The organism is Pseudomonas sp. B21-015 (assembly GCF_024749285.1).
Classification (GTDB): Bacteria; Pseudomonadota; Gammaproteobacteria; order Pseudomonadales; family Pseudomonadaceae; genus Aquipseudomonas.
In genome coordinates, this window is sequence record NZ_CP087196.1 from 2,558,394 (window position 1) to 2,575,594 (window position 17,201).

Consider the following 17,201-nt stretch of genomic DNA (forward strand, 5'->3'; position numbering starts at 1 on the left):
CGATGAGGCCCGCCCAATCAGCAAAAACTTCTGAACTTAACTCCCACTTTCCGTACGCCGACTACTCACCTCCGCCGGCACATCATCCCCGGCCATGCGCTTGCGAAACAGCGCCGCCCGGGCCAGCAGCAGCGTGGTCACCGGCACGGTGATCGACAACAGAATCGGAATCAGCCAGGCATGCAGCACCGGCCCTGACTTGAGCGCCGAAAAATAAATGATCGACGCCAGTGCCACGCACCATGCGCCCAAGGTCGAAGCCAGTGCCGGTGGGTGCATGCGTTGGAAGTAATCCTTCATTCGCAGCAACCCGACCGCGCCGATCAGCGCAAACAGGCTGCTGAGCACCAGCAGAATCGCCACCGCAATTTCCACCCACAAAGACAGTTCAGTGCTCATTCGATCACCTCGCCGCGCAGCAGGAATTTGGCCAGGGCAAACGAGCCGACGAAGCCGAACAGGGCAATCAACAGCGCCGCCTCGAAGTAAGTGTCGCTGGCATAACGGATGCCTAGCGCGAGCATCATCAGCATGGCGACGATGTACAGGTAATCCAGGGCCAGAACCCGGTCTTGGGCCGACGGGCCCTTGAACAGGCGGATCAGGGTCAGAATCATCGCCACCGAAAAGAGGAACAGACTCAGCAGGATCGCGTTTGACAGCAATGCGCTCATTCGAAGATCTCCATCAAGGGGCGCTCGTAGGTCGCCTTGAAGTGCTGGATGAATTGGCTTTCGTCATCCAGATCGAAAACGTGCAGCAACAGAATGCTGCGATCCAGTGCCAGCTCCGACCAGACCGTGCCGGGAATCACCGTGCAGATGATCGACAGCGCCGCCAGGCCGTTGGCATCGCGCAAGTCCAGCGGCACCTTGATGAACCGCGAGCGAGGTGCACGCCGCCCGGCATTGAGCACGCCCCAGGCCACGGCGAGGTTGGACACCAGCACATCGCGTCCGACCAGCAAGAACAAACGCAGGATCACCCCGGGGCGACGTATGCGAATCGGCAGCGGCCGCAGTTTGCGCATCATCAGCGGCGCACAGATACCAAGTACCGCGCCCAACAGCACATTGCCGGGGCTCATCGACAGGTTCAACACCAGCCACAACAGCCACAGCGCCAACGACAACCACGGTGCAGGAAACAGACGCTTCATGGTTGCACCTCCACCCGTGCTGCGCTGGCTTGCGGGCTCGCAATTGCACGGGTGCCAAGCACCGCCATCACGTATTGCTGAGGATTATTCAACGCCTGCGCAGCCGCTTGGGTGTAACGCAGCAGCGGTTCAGCCTTGAACGTCAGCGCAATGCTCAGCCCCAGCAGAACGACGATCGGCACGCATTCCAGGCGGCGCAGCAAGGGTGACGGCCGCTCTTGCGGGGCCCAGAAACGCTGGATGCCCAAACGCGAGAAAGCGATCAACGAGGCCAGGCCGGACAGGATCAACAACGTCAGCAAACCCCACGCACCGTTCGAAACCGGTTCGTCGCCGCCATTACCCAGGCCCAGCGGATTGAGCAGGGCGCTGAGCAGGCTGAGTTTGCCGATAAACCCGGACAGTGGCGGCATGCCGATGATCAGCAAGGCGCAGGCGATGAAGCTCAGACCGAGGAAGGCCATGGTCCAGGGAATCACTTGGCCGACCACGACTTTCTGGTCGTCATCGAGGTTGATGCCTTTGGGTGGCTGCAAGGACTCCAGAGGCCGTGGCAGCAGCTCGCCGTCATCGAACAAAGGCATTTCGTTGGCCGAACGCGAACGCTCGATCAACTCGGCCAGCAAGAACAGTGCACTCAAGGCCAGGGTCGAGCTGACCAGATAGAACAACGCCGCGCCGATCAGGTTCGGCTGGGCGAAACCGATGGCCGATAACAGGATGCCGGCCGACACCAGAATGCTCAGGCTGGCCATGCGTTCCAGGCGTTGCGCGGCGAGGATCGCCACGGCGGCGCAGACGATGGTCGCCATGCCGCCGTAGATCAGCCAGTCGCCACCGAAGTACGCGGATGCCCCGGCCTGGCCGGAGAACAGCAGCGTCCACAGGCGCAGCAAGGTGTAGACGCCAACCTTGGTCATGATCGCAAACATCGCCGCCACTGGCGCGCTGGCCGCGGAATAGGCCGGCACCAGCCAGAAGTTCAGCGGCCACATCCCGGCCTTGGCCAGGAACGCCACCGCCAGAATTGCCGCACCGGCATGCAGCAAGCCGCGATCGGCCTCCGACACCAGCGGGATCTTCAGCGCCAGGTCGGCCATGTTCAGCGTGCCGGTGACGCCGTAGATCAGCGCCGCGCCAATCAGAAACAGCGACGAGGCCAGCAGGTTGATCGAGATGTAATGCAGCCCCGACGACACCCGCGCCCGGCCCGAACCGTGCAGCATCAGCCCGTAAGAGGCGGCGAGCAGCACTTCGAAAAACACGAACAGGTTGAACAGGTCTGCCGTGAGGAAGGCGCCGTACAGGCCCATCAACTGAATCTGGAACAGCGCGTGGAAGCTTGAACCGGCCCCGTCCCAACGGGCCATGGCGAATAGCAGCGCGCTGACGCCGATGATCCCGGTCAGCACCAGCATCAACGCCGACAGGCGATCGACCACCAGCACGATGCCGAATGGCGCCTGCCAGTTGCCCGGCAGGTACACGCCGATGGAGCCGGGCACGCCGGTGGTTTGCGTCCATTGCAGCAACATCACGGCAATGCCCAGCCCCAGCAGGCTGGAGAACAGGTTGATTTTGGCCTTTAACGGGCGGTGTTTCTCGCCCAGCATCAGCATCACGGCGGCGGTCAGCAGCGGCAGCAGAATCGGTGCGACGATCAGGTGGGTCATCGCCATCATTCTTTAGGCTCCCGGCCATCCACATGGTCGGTACCGGTCAGGCCCCGGGAGGCGAGCAGCACCACCAGGAACAGCGCGGTCATGGCGAAGCTGATGACGATCGCGGTCAGCACCAGTGCTTGCGGCAGCGGGTCGGTGTAGTGCAGCAAATCCTGAGGCACGCCGTCCTTGATGTTCGGCTCCTTGCCGATGAACAGGCTGCCCATGCTGAAGATGAACAGGTTGACGCCGTAGGACAGCAGGCACAGGCCCATGACCACCTGGAACGTCCGTGGCCGCAGTATCAGCCACACGCCGGACGCGGCCAGCACACCGATGGCGATTGCGATGACTTCTTCCATCAAATGGCTCCTTGCATGACGACGGCTTTGGCCACGGGCCTGGTTTGCGCGTTGGTTTTATGACCGCGTACCGATTGGTGGGCGAGGGCGGTCAGGATCAACAGGGTCGAACCGACCACCACGGCGTACACGCCAATGTCGAAGAACAGCGCACTGGCGATGTGAATGTCGCCCAGCAGCGGCAGTTCGAAATGCCAGGTGTGGGTAGTCAGGAACGGATACCCGGCCGCCATCGCCCCAAGCCCGGTGACGGTGGCGAACAGCAGCCCGGTGCCCATCCAGCGCAGCGGGCGCAGGCTCATTTGCGCTTCGACCCATTGGGTGCCGGCGACCATGTATTGCAGGATGAACGCCACCGACATCACCAGACCGGCGACGAAACCGCCACCCGGTTGGTTGTGCCCGCGCAGGAACAGGTAGACCGACACCACAAACGCAATCGGCAGCAGCAGACGGACCAGCACCGCTGGCACCATCATGAAACCGAGCGCGGTGTCGCTGGCGTGACGCGGGTTGACCAGATCGGTGACCACATCGGGCGCCAACAGACGCTGTTGGGCTGGCAGTTGCAGGCTTTCTTTCGGTGGGCGGAAGCGTCGCAGCAGGGCGAACACGGCCAGGGCCACCGCCACCAGCACGGTGATTTCGCCGAGGGTGTCGAAGCCACGGAAGTCCACCAGCATCACGTTGACCACGTTGCTGCCGCCGCCTTCGGGCAGGGCGCGACTGAGGTAGAACGAGGAAATATCGTTGGGCGTCTGGCGTGTCAGCATCGCGTAGGACAGCAGCGCCATGCCACCACCGACCGCGATCGACAGCAGCAAGTCGCGAACCCGCCGCACCCGCGCCTTGCGCAGGCTGCTCGGCAACGGCGATACCTCTTCGATCCGTCGCGGCAACCAGCGCAGACCGAGGAGGATCAGCACCATGGTCACCACCTCGACCGCCAGTTGCGTCAGGGCCAGATCCGGCGCCGAGAACCAGACGAAGGTCACGCAGGTCATCAGGCCGCAGACGCTGACCATGGTCAGGGCCGCGAGCCGGTGATATTTGGCTTGCCAGGCTGCGCCGAGGGCGCAGGCAATCGCCAGCAGCCAGAGGATCACGAACACGATCGAGCCCGGAATTTTCGCCCGGTCGCCCCAGCTCAGGCTGCTGTGCAGCATCGGGATCAACCCGGCCAGCACCGCGGCGAGCACCACCACAAACAGTTGGGTTTGCAGGCGCTTGGTGCTGATCCGCCGCTCCAGTCGCCGGGCCAGACGCATCATGATCACCAGGCTGCGCTCGAACAGGCGCTTGCCGTTGAAGTGGTGGATCACCGGCGGGTGCATGAAGCGCCCGCGCTTGAGCTGATTGCGCAGCAGCAGATAGAGCACGATGCCGCCGGACATGGCGATCAGGCTCATGATCATCGGTGCGTTCCAGCCGTGCCAGATCGCCAGGCTGTACTCGGGCAGCGTGCCACCCACCACCGGCAATGCCGCCGCCGCGAGCAACGGGCCGACCACTTGAGCGGGGAACATCCCCACCACCAGGCAGGTGAACACCAGCAACTCCACTGGCGCACGCATCCAGCGCGGCGGCTCGTGCGGGGTGTGCGGCAGGTCGGTGGCGGTCGGGCCGAAGAACACGTCGACGGTGAAGCGCAGGGAATAGGCCACGCTGAACGTCCCGGCGATGGTCGCGACGATGGGCAGGGTCATCTCGATCCAGGCCGTGGCGTTGATGAACACGGTTTCGGCGAAGAACATCTCTTTGGACAGGAAGCCGTTGAGCAGCGGCACGCCGGCCATGGAGGCACTGGCGACCATGGCCAGGGTGGCGGTGAACGGGATCAGTTTGATCAGGCCACTGAGTTTGCGAATGTCGCGTGTGCCACTTTCGTGGTCGATGATCCCGGCGGCCATGAACAGCGAGGCTTTGAACGTGGCGTGGTTGAGAATGTGGAACACCGCGGCCACCGCGGCCAACGGACTGTTCAGCCCCAGCAGCAGGGTGATCAGGCCCAGATGGCTGATGGTCGAGTAGGCCAGCAGGCCCTTGAGGTCGTTCTGGAACATCGCGCAGTAAGCGCCGAGCAACAGGGTGCAGGCCCCGGCCCCGCTGACGATGTAGAACCACTCTTCACTGCCGGACAGCGACGGCCACAGGCGTGCGAGCAGGAACACCCCGGCCTTGACCATGGTCGCCGAGTGCAGATATGCCGAGACCGGTGTCGGCGCCGCCATGGCATGGGGCAGCCAGAAGTGGAAGGGGAATTGCGCGCTTTTGCTCAGGGCGCCGATCAGGATCAGGGGCAGCAGAATAGGGTAGAGGGCATGTGCGCGAATCAGATCGCCGGCGGCCAGGACCTTGTCCAGGTCATAGCTGCCGACCACATGGCCGAGCAGCATGACCCCTGCCAGCAGGCACAAACCGCCCGCGCCGGTGACCATCAACGCCATGTAGGCGCCACGTCGCGCGTCGGCGCGGTGGTGCCAGTAGCCGATCAACAGGAATGAGAAGAGGCTGGTCAGCTCCCAGAAAAACACGATCTGGATCAGGTTGCCGGAGATCACCAGCCCCAGCATGGCGCCCATGAACGCCAGGAAAAACGCGAAGAAACGCGGCACCGGATCGTCCGGTGACATGTAATAACGGGCGTACAGCGAAACCAGCGTGCCGATGCCCAGCACCAGCATCGAGAACAGCCAGGCGAAACCGTCCATGCGCAGCACGAAGTTCAGGCCCAGGCTGGGTAACCAGAAGAATTCTTCGCGGATCACGCCGCCATGGGCGATTTGCGGGTACAAGAGGGCGACCTGGACGGTGCCGATCAAGGCCACCAGGCCAGCCAACAGTGATTCGGTGTTACGCGCGTTGTGCGGCAGCAAGGCTGCCAGACAGCTGCCGATAAAAGGCAGAAGCAGTAGAACTATCAGGGACATAGGCTTCTAATCTGCGGAAGTTTGTGAAGCATCATACGTGCCAGCTCCCGGTTCGCCAAACGCCAAGCTGTCGCAGAATCCTACAAAGTAGACGGAAAATTCCTGTTTATCGTTGTATCAGGGAGCGCGATTTCGCCTGTCCCGGCCCCATCGAGGGCAGGCTCGCTCCCACAGAGATTTTGGTTGTACGCAAATCGCGTGTACACCTCCAGACCCTGTGGGAGCGGGCTTGCCCGCGATGGCTGTCTATCATGCAACGCAGATATTGCGGCTTAACCCTGTGCTTCCTGCTCCAGCTCTTCTTCAGGCGAAGCCACCTTACCCTTGGTCTTCAACTCACTGACAATCACCGCCGCCACAATCAACCCCGCCCCCACCAACGCAATCGCCGGCAAGCGCTCCCCGGCAATCCGCCCGACAATCCCGGCCCAGACCGGCTCCCCGGCGTATATCAACGTCGCCCGCGTCGGCGAAACACTTTTCTGCGCCCAGTTCATCGCCACCTGAATCGCCGCACTCGCCGCGCCCAGCCCCAATGCGCTGCACAACAGCAACCAGGAGAACCCCGGAATCACTTCCTGAGTCGGCACCACCATCAGAAACGCCAGCACCGAAGTCACCGCCAGTTGCACCACCGTCACCCGACGTACGTCGACCTGGCCGGCATAGGTGCTGATCAGAATGATCTCCGCCGCAATCGCCACGGCGCTGATCAGTGTGGCGATTTCACCGGCGCTGAAATTGAACGAAGCGCCGGACGGCCCCGACAACAACATTAACCCGGTAAAGGCCAGCATGATCCCGATGCTCGGCATCAACCCCGGACGACGCCCCAGCACCAGCCATTGCAGCAACGGCACGAACGGCACATACAGCGCGGTAATAAACGCCGACTGACTGCTGGGGATGCTCTGCAAGCCCACGGTCTGCAAGCCGTAACCGAGCATGATCGCCACGCCGATGAACGCCCCGGCCTTGAGTTCGAACAGGGTCAGTTCGCGCAGATGACGCCAGGAGAACAGGGCGACGATGCTCGCCGCCGCGGCAAAACGCAGGCCGACGAAGAACATCGGCCCGCTGACGGTCATCGCGTGCTGCACCAGCAAAAAGGTCCCGCCCCAGACTACGGTGATCAGCACCAGCACGCACTCAGCCTTGCTGAGCCGCGAGAAACGGGAGGAAGTGTGAGAAGCGTTCACCGACGTCATGACCTTGCGCACCACCTGAGGGAGACGCACAATGCGCCAGAAGTTGGGCAGTATACTGCGCAACACCACCCAGTGAGCAATATAGTGCACAGAGATTCCACCCAGCGGGCTTCGGTCCTCCAGCACGTCAGCCAGAACGTCCGCCGTTTGCGCCACGCCGCCGACATGAGCCAGACGGCCCTGGCGGAAAAGTCCGGGGTCAGCCGCCGGATGCTGGTGGCCATCGAGGCCGGCGAGAAGAACGTCAGCCTGACCACCCTCGACCGCGTGGCCGAAGCGCTGGACGTGGCGTTCAGCGACCTGATCCAGGCACCGGATGCTCGCGACCCAAGTCGCATCAATGAGTTGGCCTGGGCCGGGAAAATTCCTGGCAGCAAAGCCGTTCTATTGTCCAAGGCCACCGCCACCCGCGAGGTGGAACAATGGGAATGGTGCCTGCAACCCGGCGAAATTTACCCCTCGCAACCGGATGCCGAAGGCTACAGCGAACAGCTTTATGTATTCGAAGGTTGCCTGACCCTGATGCTCGGCGATCAGCCGCAGAAGATCGCTGCCGGCGAGTTCTTCATGTTTGCCAGCAACCAGCCGTATTCCTATCGCAACGATGGGGAAGTGGCGGCGCGGTTTGTGCGCAATGTGGTGATCTGACTGTTTGCAGACCAACACTGGATAAACACTTTGCTGATTTAAAGCTGCAAGTGTTTCTATAAAGATTTCACAACGTATTGAAATAGAACAAATTTAATTTCAGGCACGACTCCTGCAAAAGCTCTGGGGCATTCACCAGAGTTCCGGAGTCGGCCCATGACAGCCTCAGCCCAACCCCCTCACACTGCCCATGTGATCCACTCGGACGCCGAGGCCATCGCCGTCGCTCACAAGCTCGCCGCCCGCTTCGCCGTCGAGGCCGGTGTTCGCGACCGCGAGCGACGTCTGCCGGTGGCCGAGCTCGACGAGTTTTCCGCCAGCGGCCTCTGGGGCATCACCATTCCCAAGGAATACGGCGGCGCGGGCGTGTCTTACGTGACGGTCAGCGACGTGATCAAGATCATTTCCGCCGCCGACCCGTCCCTCGGCCAGATCCCGCAGAATCATCTCAGCGTGCTCGACATCCTGCTGCAAACCGCCACCGAAGAGCAGAAGCGCTACTACTTTGGCAAAGTCCTGCAGGGTTATCGTTTCGGCAACGCCTTCTCCGAATCCAAAAGCAAAAACGCCGGGGCTTTCGAAACCCGTATCCGTTTCGAGAAAGACACCGCGCAAATCGACGGCGAGAAGTTCTACTGCACCGGGGCCTTGTTCGCGCATATCGTGCCGGCGGTGGCGGTCGATGAACAGAACAAGGCGTTCATCGCCTTCATCGAGCGTGACAATCCCGGCCTGACCGTGATCGACAGCTGGGACGGTTTCGGCCAGCGCACCACCGCCAGCGGCGGCGTGACCCTGAGCGCGGTGAACGTGCCGTTGAGCGCGGTGATCCCGGCCCACAAGGCATTCGACGAGCCCACCGCTGACGGCCCGATCTCGCAAATCATCCAGGCCGCCGTAGACACCGGCATTGCCGTCGGTGCCCTGGAAGAAACCAAGCGCTACGCCCGCGAAGCCCGGCCGTGGATCGACAGCCAGCAGGATCACGGCTGGCAGGACCCGCTCAGCATCGCCGCCATCGGCGATCTGGAATGGCGGGTCCACGGTACCGAAGCGATCCTGAAAAAGGCCGGTCAGGCCATCGACGCTGCATTGCTCAGACCCAATGAAGACACCGTTGCCCGCGCCTCGGTCGTGGTTGCCCAGGCCAAAGTCCTGTCTGCCGAAATCGCTTTGCTTGCCAGCAGCAAACTCTTTGAACTCGCCGGTACCCGCTCGGTGCTCGGCAAGTACAACCTCGACCGTCACTGGCGCAACGCCCGGACGCACACCCTGCACGACCCGGCGCGCTGGAAATACCACCTGATCGGCAACTACCTGCTCAATGGCGTGAAACCCGCGCGCCACGCCTGGAACTGAGGAGCGACCCATGAACGCCTTGACCCAACCGATTGCCGCCGGGCAGCCCCTGGCCAAGAGTCAGCACGACCTGCACAACGCTCGCACCTTGCTCGACGCGACCCTGCGCTTCGTTCGTCAGCAGGCTCAACCCTGGGCCGGCAGTGGCCTCGCCAAAGCCACCGACGACCCTTACGTGATCAGCCGTTTCGGCGACTTGCAGATTCGCATTGAAGTGGCCGCCGCGTTGCTCGAGCGTGCCGAAGTGTTTCTGAATGGTGCTCAGGAGGATACAGAAATCACGATTGCCATTGCCGAGTCGCACCTGGCCAGCGCCGATGCGTTAAACACCGTGAGCAACGCTGAATTCGAACTCACCGGCCAGCGCACACCATTGCCGGGCTCCCTGAACGATCCGCTGCGCTGGAAACTTCACTTGATCGGCAATTTCCGCCTCAACGGCATTCATCCACCGAGTGTGCGGAGCACGGTTTGATGGCCCGTGAAATTCGGGCAGCGGCTATCGCGACCTGGCAGCGTTGCGGCGACAGGACCAAAAAGTGACGTCTGCCTGAATGACTTGAACACAACACACATCCCCACAATGGTTCGGTGGTGTTTTACAGATTGAGTTAACCCCTTCAGCCCGGCGGACCACCGCATATTTTTTTACCCCATGGATGAGAGGTAAGCCAATGAGCGTGCATGAACTCAAACGGCTGCCCATCGCGGACACCGCCGAATGGCAGGTCAAGGTGCCCCGGGCCCTGGAGCAGTTGCAGCACTGGGCTCAGGTCAGTCCGTTGCAACCGGCCCTGCGACACAAGCGCCACGGCCAGTGGTTCGTCTGGCGCTGGATCGATGCCTTGCGCGATGTCGAACGGTTGGCCGATGGCTTGCGCCAGCAGGGTTTTACCGAAAATTCGCGCCTGGCCTTGAGCGGTGCGTTCGAACCGAATCTGTTGCTGCTCGCGCTGGCCCCCCCGGCGCCCAGCCGGAGCCGACCTGGCTCGCCGAATTCAAACGGGACATCGCATGAACTCAATCGCCTATTATCGTCAAGGAGATGTCGGGATCGGTCGAGTGGCACTGCCCGGCACCGCCGATGAGTGACCGGCACGGGCGATATGCACGACTTCTATCTAAGTGAACATTGATCAGTGAGAACGCCATGACTGACACCCCACGCGGACAGGCGACCGACGCCATCCGTCACGCGGACATCCTGATCATCGGCGGCGGCCTGAGCGGCACGATGCTGGCGGCGCAGTTGTTGCGTTTACCGGGCAAACGCCAGGTGCTGGTAATCGAACCCCGCGCCGAACTCGGTCGGGGCGAGGCGTACAGCGCGGTCGAACTGGGCCATACGCTCAACGGCAACGCGGCGCGGATGAGCGTCGATCCGGACAACGCCGACGACCTGACCCAATGGCTGACCGAATACATCGCGGGCGGCGGTTGGCCTGAATCCGATGAGCAGCATGTGCCGGTCAGTGAACTGTTTCCGCCACGCGGTCTGTTTGGTGTTTATGTGCAGCAGCGTCTGGCCGAGGCGCAAACGGTGGGGGCAGTGAATGGCTCAACCGTCGAGCATGTACGGGCCGAGGTGGTTGCGCTGGAAACGTCGAACGATTCGGTACGGCTGAGCCTGAGTGACGGGCAGCAATTGCAGGGCGCTTACGCGGTGTTGGCGACCGGGATGTTTCCCGCCGCGCGTACGCCGCAGACTGAGTCCAGCGGCTTGAATGCGGCTGCGCTCGATCCTTGGGATGTCGCCGCCATGCGGCAGCTCGATCCGCAGTCGACGGTGCTGATCATTGGCTCCGGCCTGACCATGGTCGATGCGGTGGTGTCGCTGGAACAGGCCGGGCATCGCGGGCCGATCGACGTGTTTTCCCGCCATGGTTTGCTGCCCCATGTGCGGCGGCAGCCACCGGCCTGGAGCGATTTTCTGGCCGAGGACCACAGCGTTCGCACGCCGCGTCAGCTGGTACGCGAACTGCGTCGGCACTGTCGCGACGCCATCGCTCAGGGCATCGACTGGCAAGCGCCGCTGGACACCGTGCGGGCGCACATCGGGCGGTTGTGGAGTCAGGCGACAGATGTGCAGCGGCGGCAGTTTGTGCGGCATGTGCGGCCGTGGTGGGAAAGCCATCACCATCGCTCGCCGCCGTTGAGTGCCGAGTTGGTGGCGCGGCTGTATGGGGAAGGGCGGTTGCGGATTCATGCCGGGTCGTACAAAGGGCTGGAGCCTGCTTCAGAGGGTTTGGTGAGTATTCGCATCCGTCGCCGTGGCGAGGCCGAAACCTGCGTGGTGCACGGCGCGGCGCTGATCAACTCCAGCGGCATCGAATACGACTGGCGCCGGGTGGCGCGGCCGTTGCCCCAGCAGTTGCTCGCTCGCGGGCTGGTGCGTCCGGGGCCATTGGCGTTGGGCATTGCCGCGGCGGTGGATGGCGCGGTACTCAGCGCTGACGGGCAGGTCGCCAGCCGTTTGTTCGCCATGGGCCCACCGTTGCGCGGGATGTGGTGGGAGAGCACGGCAGTGACCGACGTGGCGAGCCAGGCCAAGTCTCTTGCGGTGCGATTGGTGGATTGACCGAACGCTGGAGGGTGTTCTTTCGGGCCTCTTCGCGAGCAAGCCCATCCACTACAAAACCCGAAGTGAGACCGATAAACAGGCGATGTTTAATCGACATCTCCAGATACTCACTCAGGCTACACAGCCTTGCGCCGTTGCCTACGACTACGCCAGAATCCGCCGGCTTGTGCGCCTTGAGGTCGGGCTCTATCGTTTCCGGGTCGCTGACAAATCAGCGATCGGGTCTCGCAGCCCGTGTATCTCTAGACGCACAACATTCCCCGTTCGTGAACAGGTACGCCTGTCCGTTCATGTTATGGCGGCTGTACGTGGGAGACCTTCGGGTCTGCCGGTTCTAGAGTCCCGGTCTGCGACCTGCGTATAGCTGCCACCTCCTTTCGTCTCGCAGCGAACCGTGGCAGCTCCATGACTCTAGGAGCTTCATCTATGATCAAACCCACACCCAACCCGCCGGAAGCCGATCCGACATCCCCCTACGAATCCCTCGATTCCAAAAAACTCCACGAAGCCGCCGACCGCGCCCTCGACCATTACCTCAAACCGCCCACCCCCAAAGACACCCAGCGCAAACCCAGCACCATTTACCATGTGGGTGCAAAGGTCGATAACGAAACCCTGCTGGTCAACGCCTGCGAATCCCTGGCGTCAGCGAGCGTGATGCTCAGTGAGTTCGCCGGGTTGATGGACATGCCACATCGCAACATGATGTTGGGGATTCAACAGGTGGTCATGCTTGGTGAATTGGCGGTCAACCGGGTGCTGGATAACCTCGATCCGCCTGCCTGACACTGGATCTGAAGTTATTAGGCATCTGTGGCGAGGGAGCTTGCTCCCGCTCGGCTGCGCAGCAGTCGCAAAACCGGTACATGCGGTGTGCCAGAAAAATGCGGTTGCAGGTTTTGGGGTCGCTTCGCAACCCAGCGGGAGCAAGCTCCCTCGCCACAATGAGGCCCACTGACTCAGTCTCCAAAAACACGAAACCCCGCATCACGCGGGGTTTCTTGTCAACGTGTGGGAGCGTATTAAGCCACTACTTGGTAGCACGGCACATACGCCGCACCGCCCGGCAGTTTCATCCGGTGCTGGGCGACGAAGGCTTTGAGCAATTTGTCCAGTGGCTGCATGACCGCGGCATCGCCACGGATCTGGTACGGCCCGTGTTCTTCGATCAGGCGGATGCCCTTGTCCTTGACGTTACCGGCGACGATGCCGGAAAACGCGCGGCGCAGGTTGGCGGCCAGTTCGTGGGACGGCAGGTCGCGGCTCAGTTGCAGGTTGGCCATGTTGGCGTGGGTCGGGTCGAACGGGCGCTGGAAGCCTTCGTCGATCTTCAGCAGCCAGTTGAAATGGAACGCATCGTTGCGCTCGCGGCGGAACTGTTTGACCGCTTTGAGGCCCTGAGTCATCTGCCGCGCCACTTCTGCCGGGTCGTCGATGATGATCTCGTAGTGCTGCTGCGCGGCTTCACCGAGGGTGGCACCGACGAAGGCGTGCAACTGCTCCAGATACGGCGCGGCGCTTTTCGGCCCGGTGAGGACCACGGGGAAGGGCAGGCCTTCGTTGTCCGGGTGCATCAAAATGCCGAGCAGGTACAGGAATTCTTCCGCCGTGCCCGCACCGCCCGGGAAAATGATGATGCCATGGCCGACCCGCACGAAGGCTTCCAGGCGTTTCTCGATGTCTGGCAGGATCACCAGTTCGTTGACGATCGGGTTCGGCGCTTCGGCGGCGATGATCCCGGGTTCGGTCAGGCCAAGGTAACGGCCGCCGTGGATGCGCTGCTTGGCGTGGGCGATGGTCGCGCCTTTCATCGGGCCTTTCATCACGCCCGGGCCGCAACCGGTGCAGATGTCCAGGCTGCGCAGGCCGAGTTCGTGGCCGACTTTCTTGGTGTATTTGTATTCTTCGGTGTTGATCGAGTGGCCGCCCCAGCACACCACGATTTTCGGCTCGACGCCGGGGCGCAGGGTGCGGGCGTTGCGCAGCAGGTGGAAGACGTAGTCGCTGATGCCCTGGGAGGTGCTCAGGTCGATGCTCAAGGCATCGAGTTCGTTTTCGGTGTAGACGATGTCGCGCAGGGCGCTGAAGAGCATTTCCCGGGTGCTGGCGATCATTTCGCCATCGACGAAAGCGTCGGCCGGGGCGTTCAGCAGTTCCAGGCGTACGCCACGGTCTTGCTGGTGAATGCGGATTTCGAAGTCTTTGTAGGCTTCCAGAATGGTCTTGGCGTTATCGACGTGGGCGCCGGTATTGAGAATGGCCAGGGCGCACTGGCGGAACAGGGTGTAGGTGAGGCCGGATGAGGCTTCGCTCAGTTGCTGTACTTCACGTTGGGAGAGTGTTTCGAGGCTGCCTTTAGGGCTGACCGAGGCGTTGATTACATGTCGTTGGGTCATTCAATGATCCTTAAAACGATGTCACCCGCCAGCAACGGCGCATGGCATCCGAATAGTGTGTATCCATGATGAAGATGGCACGAACTGCGCTGTATCGCCATGCTCCCGTTTGACGATGAAAAGACGAAAAGGCGCTCCAGCATAGCTAAATCTTTCGGGGAGGCGATAATGCCCCGCAGTCTTTTTGCCACATGGCCTTTACCATTGATGCAAGGAACCCCGTCGCGATGTTCGAAATCCAGCCAATGAATGCCGAAACCTATCGACGTCAGACGCGGCGCAGCACGGTGATCATCGCCCTGATGTTCCTGGCGCTGGCGATGGTGTTGTCCACGGCGGCGGTGGTGCTGTTCGGTGAACCCGGCGGCGACAATCTGCGTTTTAATGTTGGCGGGGTGTTTGCCGCCTTGTTGCTGACGACGGCACTGATACGCGGCAAGTTCCGGACCCAGGAATGGATGGCGCCAGCGGTCTACGGTTGGCAGCTCAAGCGCAGCCTGATGAGCGTCACCAACGTCATGCACCAGGTGACGGCGGCGGTGGAGAAGGGTGATCCGGGCGCCATGAAGCTGTTGCGTTTTTATCATCTGGGGCTGAGCCAGATGCACCAGCTGGACGGCAACTCCAGCGACCATGGCCAGTTGACCCGCGAGATGGATCAGCACAAGGCGCGGATGCAAGCGCTAGGCATCGATACCGAACAGATGCAATTGAATCCGGCCTGGCTTGAGGCGATCAAACAGACGTTGATGTAGCACTGCAATTGCTGGCGATGAGCGTTTTCGCGCAAGTCGCCTATCGTATTCGTTGATGAGTCATAGTGGTCTGAGCGCCGGGCACGGCTGGCAGGCGCGAAAAGGGCGAACGGCAAAATTCGCCATGTCATAAGGGATTCAGGGAGCGTCATGGGGCATCCGTCCGTCAAAGACCGTATTGAAAACACCCGGCTCACCACACCTTGGGTGCCAGAGAAAGTCGAGTCGAGACTCAAGGTTCGATACGCGGTCTTTCTGCTCGTTGCGGTGTGCCTGTCCATGATGGCCATCGTGATCGGTGAAAGCTGGAACTCGCGTCAGTACCATCTGCGTGACAGCGAAGTGGCGATGTCCAACCTGGCGCAAACCCTGGCCTCGCAGGCGCAGGCATCGATCAAACAGGCCGATACGTTGCTGTTTTCCCTGGTGGACCGCCTCGAAATCGACGGCATGCAACCGGAAAAACTTCCCAGGCTGCAACGTTTGCTCTACGCCCAGCGCAGTGAACTGGCGCAGATCCATGGGTTGTTCGTGTTCGACGAAGAAGGACGCTGGCTCGCCAACGCCATTAACGTTATACCGCCCAACGCCAATAATGCCGACCGTGAATACTTCATCTACCACCGTGATCATCCCGACCGCGGTCCTCATATCGGTCCGTCGATAAAAAGTCGCTCGACCGGCGAGTGGATCATGACCGTGTCACGCCGGATCAATCACGCCGATGGCCGGTTTGCCGGTGTGGTGGTGGCCTCGATTTACCTCAAGCATTTCCTGGACCTGTACAACAGCATCGACATGGGCAAAAACGGGGTGATCAACCTGATTGCCGACGACGCCACCATCGTCGTTCGCCACCCGTTCAACGAAGCCGATATCGGCGCCAGCGTCGCCAAGGGGCCGCTGTTTACTCAACTATTGCCCAAGGGCGATTCCGGTACGGAAACGGTCAAGTCCTACGTGGACGGGGTGGTTCGGGTCGTGGGGTTTCGACGGGTCGAGGGTTATCCGCTTGTCGTCTTCACCGCGCTCGACAAGGATGAAGTACTGGCCAGCTGGCGGCAGGAGTCAATATTCAGTGCGGGCATCGTCTCATTGCTGCTGGGGTTTCTGGGCGTTATCGGTTATCGCCTGATCCGCCTCATGAAGCAGCAGAATCAAATTCAGAACGAACTGCTGCAGGCTCAGGACAAACTCATTGAGGTCAACCACAGCCTTAAGTTGCTGGCGCTGGAGGATGCACTGACCGGGCTTTCCAACCGGCGTCAATTCGACCTGTTCATCCTGGCGGAAATGGGGCGTGCCAGGCGTAGCCAGACCAGCCTTGCGCTGCTGATGATCGATGTCGACCACTTCAAGAGCTTCAATGACCACTACGGTCATTTGGCGGGCGATGAGTGTTTGCGCAAGATCAGCGCGATCATCACCGACAATATCAAGCGCCCCGGCGATCTCGCGGCCCGCTTCGGTGGTGAGGAGTTCACGGTGGTGCTGCCCGCCACCGATTATGTGGGGGCGTTTCTGGTGGCGGAAAAGATCCGCCGCGCGGTTCAGCAGGCCGACATCAAACACGTAGGGGGCGTGGAAGGCGTGGTCACGGTCAGCCTGGGTGTCTGCGCCTACGACCCGGCCTCGCAAGCCCAGCCCGATGATGTGGTCGGCGCCGCGGACAAGGCACTGTACGTGGCCAAGGCCAGTGGCCGGAACATGAGCGTCATTGCCAACTGAACTCAACCAGGCCCGTCACTGCCTTGAACGAGTCGGGTGACGCAACTTCCACGACCGGAACAGCCGCAGGTAGATCAGCACGTTGAGCGCCAGCACCACGCTGCCCAGCCCCAGCTGAATCGTGGGTGTCAGCCCGGCCGGGTAAATGATCGGCCACACGTAATGTTCGATAAAACCGCCGCCGTAACCGGTTTGCCCGGCCGCGTGGCGCAGGCGGTTTTCCCATTCGGTCAGTGGGCACGTCAGGTGGAAAACTTCCACGATCACGCCCCATGCGGCGGCGGGCAGGTGCCACCAGATCAGGTGGCGCCATTTGAGCACCAGCAGCCCGCCGAACAGCACGAATAGAATGAACAGCAAGTGAGACAGCACCAGCCCGTCGGCGGCGATTCGGTAAAGCATGTCGATTCCCTG

16 protein-coding genes and 1 pseudogene are annotated in these 17,201 nt (G+C 61.6%); 8 read left to right on the forward strand and 9 right to left on the reverse strand.

Annotation, left to right across the window (positions count from 1 at the left end; translation table 11 throughout):
• Positions 1-36: 36 nt before the first annotated feature.
• From LOY38_RS11680 to LOY38_RS11710, 7 genes are all read right to left on the reverse strand, one after another.
• A complete protein-coding gene (locus LOY38_RS11680) occupies positions 37-399 on the reverse strand; it encodes a Na+/H+ antiporter subunit G (RefSeq protein ID WP_258700138.1) in 363 nt (120 codons plus the stop codon).
• Positions 396-674, reverse strand: a complete 279-nt coding sequence (locus tag LOY38_RS11685; protein ID WP_237881723.1) for a K+/H+ antiporter subunit F — start codon at positions 672-674, stop codon at positions 396-398. Before LOY38_RS11685 ends, LOY38_RS11680 begins: the two co-directional genes overlap by 4 nt.
• Positions 671-1,159, reverse strand: a complete 489-nt coding sequence (locus LOY38_RS11690) for a Na+/H+ antiporter subunit E (protein WP_258700139.1) — start codon at positions 1,157-1,159, stop codon at positions 671-673. The genes LOY38_RS11685 and LOY38_RS11690 overlap by 4 nt, the downstream gene beginning before the upstream one ends.
• Positions 1,156-2,841, reverse strand: coding sequence for a monovalent cation/H+ antiporter subunit D (locus tag LOY38_RS11695; protein WP_258700140.1), 1,686 nt, complete (start codon positions 2,839-2,841; stop codon positions 1,156-1,158). The genes LOY38_RS11690 and LOY38_RS11695 overlap by 4 nt, the downstream gene beginning before the upstream one ends.
• Positions 2,838-3,182: a Na+/H+ antiporter subunit C gene (locus tag LOY38_RS11700; RefSeq protein ID WP_007935994.1), complete on the reverse strand. Its 345-nt coding sequence runs from the start codon at positions 3,180-3,182 to the stop codon at positions 2,838-2,840. The genes LOY38_RS11695 and LOY38_RS11700 overlap by 4 nt, the downstream gene beginning before the upstream one ends.
• Entirely contained in the window at positions 3,182-6,112 is a 2,931-nt protein-coding gene (locus LOY38_RS11705) for a monovalent cation/H+ antiporter subunit A (RefSeq protein ID WP_258700141.1), read from the reverse strand. The genes LOY38_RS11700 and LOY38_RS11705 overlap by 1 nt, the downstream gene beginning before the upstream one ends.
• 272 nt (positions 6,113-6,384) lie before the next feature.
• Positions 6,385-7,410, reverse strand: a complete 1,026-nt coding sequence (locus tag LOY38_RS11710; RefSeq protein WP_258700142.1) for a DMT family transporter — start codon at positions 7,408-7,410, stop codon at positions 6,385-6,387.
• Between LOY38_RS11710 and LOY38_RS11715 the strand changes: the two genes are divergently transcribed.
• The 6 genes and pseudogenes from LOY38_RS11715 to LOY38_RS11740 all read left to right on the forward strand — a co-directional run bounded on the left by LOY38_RS11715 (position 7,405) and on the right by LOY38_RS11740 (position 12,694).
• On the forward strand, positions 7,405-7,968 hold the full coding sequence (locus LOY38_RS11715) for a helix-turn-helix domain-containing protein (protein WP_258700143.1): 564 nt from the start codon (positions 7,405-7,407) through the stop codon (positions 7,966-7,968). The genes LOY38_RS11710 and LOY38_RS11715 overlap by 6 nt on opposite strands.
• Before the next feature lie 156 nt (positions 7,969-8,124).
• Positions 8,125-9,327: an SfnB family sulfur acquisition oxidoreductase gene (locus LOY38_RS11720; protein ID WP_258700144.1), complete on the forward strand. Its 1,203-nt coding sequence runs from the start codon at positions 8,125-8,127 to the stop codon at positions 9,325-9,327.
• Between the two features lie 10 nt (positions 9,328-9,337).
• A complete protein-coding gene (locus LOY38_RS11725) occupies positions 9,338-9,802 on the forward strand; it encodes an acyl-CoA dehydrogenase (protein ID WP_258700145.1) in 465 nt (154 codons plus the stop codon).
• Between the two features lie 199 nt (positions 9,803-10,001).
• Positions 10,002-10,286, forward strand: a pseudogene (locus LOY38_RS11730) (acyl-CoA synthetase); the annotation flags it as partial.
• A gap of 191 nt (positions 10,287-10,477) precedes the next feature.
• Positions 10,478-11,905, forward strand: a complete 1,428-nt coding sequence (locus LOY38_RS11735; protein WP_258700146.1) for an FAD/NAD(P)-binding protein — start codon at positions 10,478-10,480, stop codon at positions 11,903-11,905.
• A 429-nt stretch (positions 11,906-12,334) separates the two neighbouring features.
• The gene (locus LOY38_RS11740; protein WP_258700147.1) at positions 12,335-12,694 is read left to right on the forward strand and encodes a DUF6124 family protein; all 360 of its coding nucleotides are present in this window, start codon (positions 12,335-12,337) and stop codon (positions 12,692-12,694) included.
• A gap of 236 nt (positions 12,695-12,930) precedes the next feature.
• Here the strand turns inward: LOY38_RS11740 and ppnN are convergent, their stop codons facing one another.
• Positions 12,931-14,304, reverse strand: a complete 1,374-nt coding sequence (gene ppnN / locus LOY38_RS11745; protein ID WP_258700148.1) for a nucleotide 5'-monophosphate nucleosidase PpnN — start codon at positions 14,302-14,304, stop codon at positions 12,931-12,933.
• A gap of 227 nt (positions 14,305-14,531) precedes the next feature.
• On the opposite strand from ppnN, the gene LOY38_RS11750 reads away from it, so the two are divergent.
• Positions 14,532-15,059, forward strand: a complete 528-nt coding sequence (locus LOY38_RS11750; RefSeq protein WP_258700149.1) for a DUF3087 domain-containing protein — start codon at positions 14,532-14,534, stop codon at positions 15,057-15,059.
• Positions 15,060-15,209: 150 nt separating this feature from the next.
• Positions 15,210-16,787 (forward strand): sensor domain-containing diguanylate cyclase, encoded by a 1,578-nt coding sequence (locus LOY38_RS11755; protein ID WP_258700150.1) that lies wholly within the window; start codon positions 15,210-15,212, stop codon positions 16,785-16,787.
• 15 nt (positions 16,788-16,802) lie between these two features.
• Here LOY38_RS11755 and LOY38_RS11760 read toward each other — a convergent pair whose 3' ends face one another.
• Entirely contained in the window at positions 16,803-17,189 is a 387-nt protein-coding gene (locus LOY38_RS11760; protein WP_258700151.1) for a DUF2784 domain-containing protein, read from the reverse strand.
• Positions 17,190-17,201 lie beyond the last annotated feature (12 nt).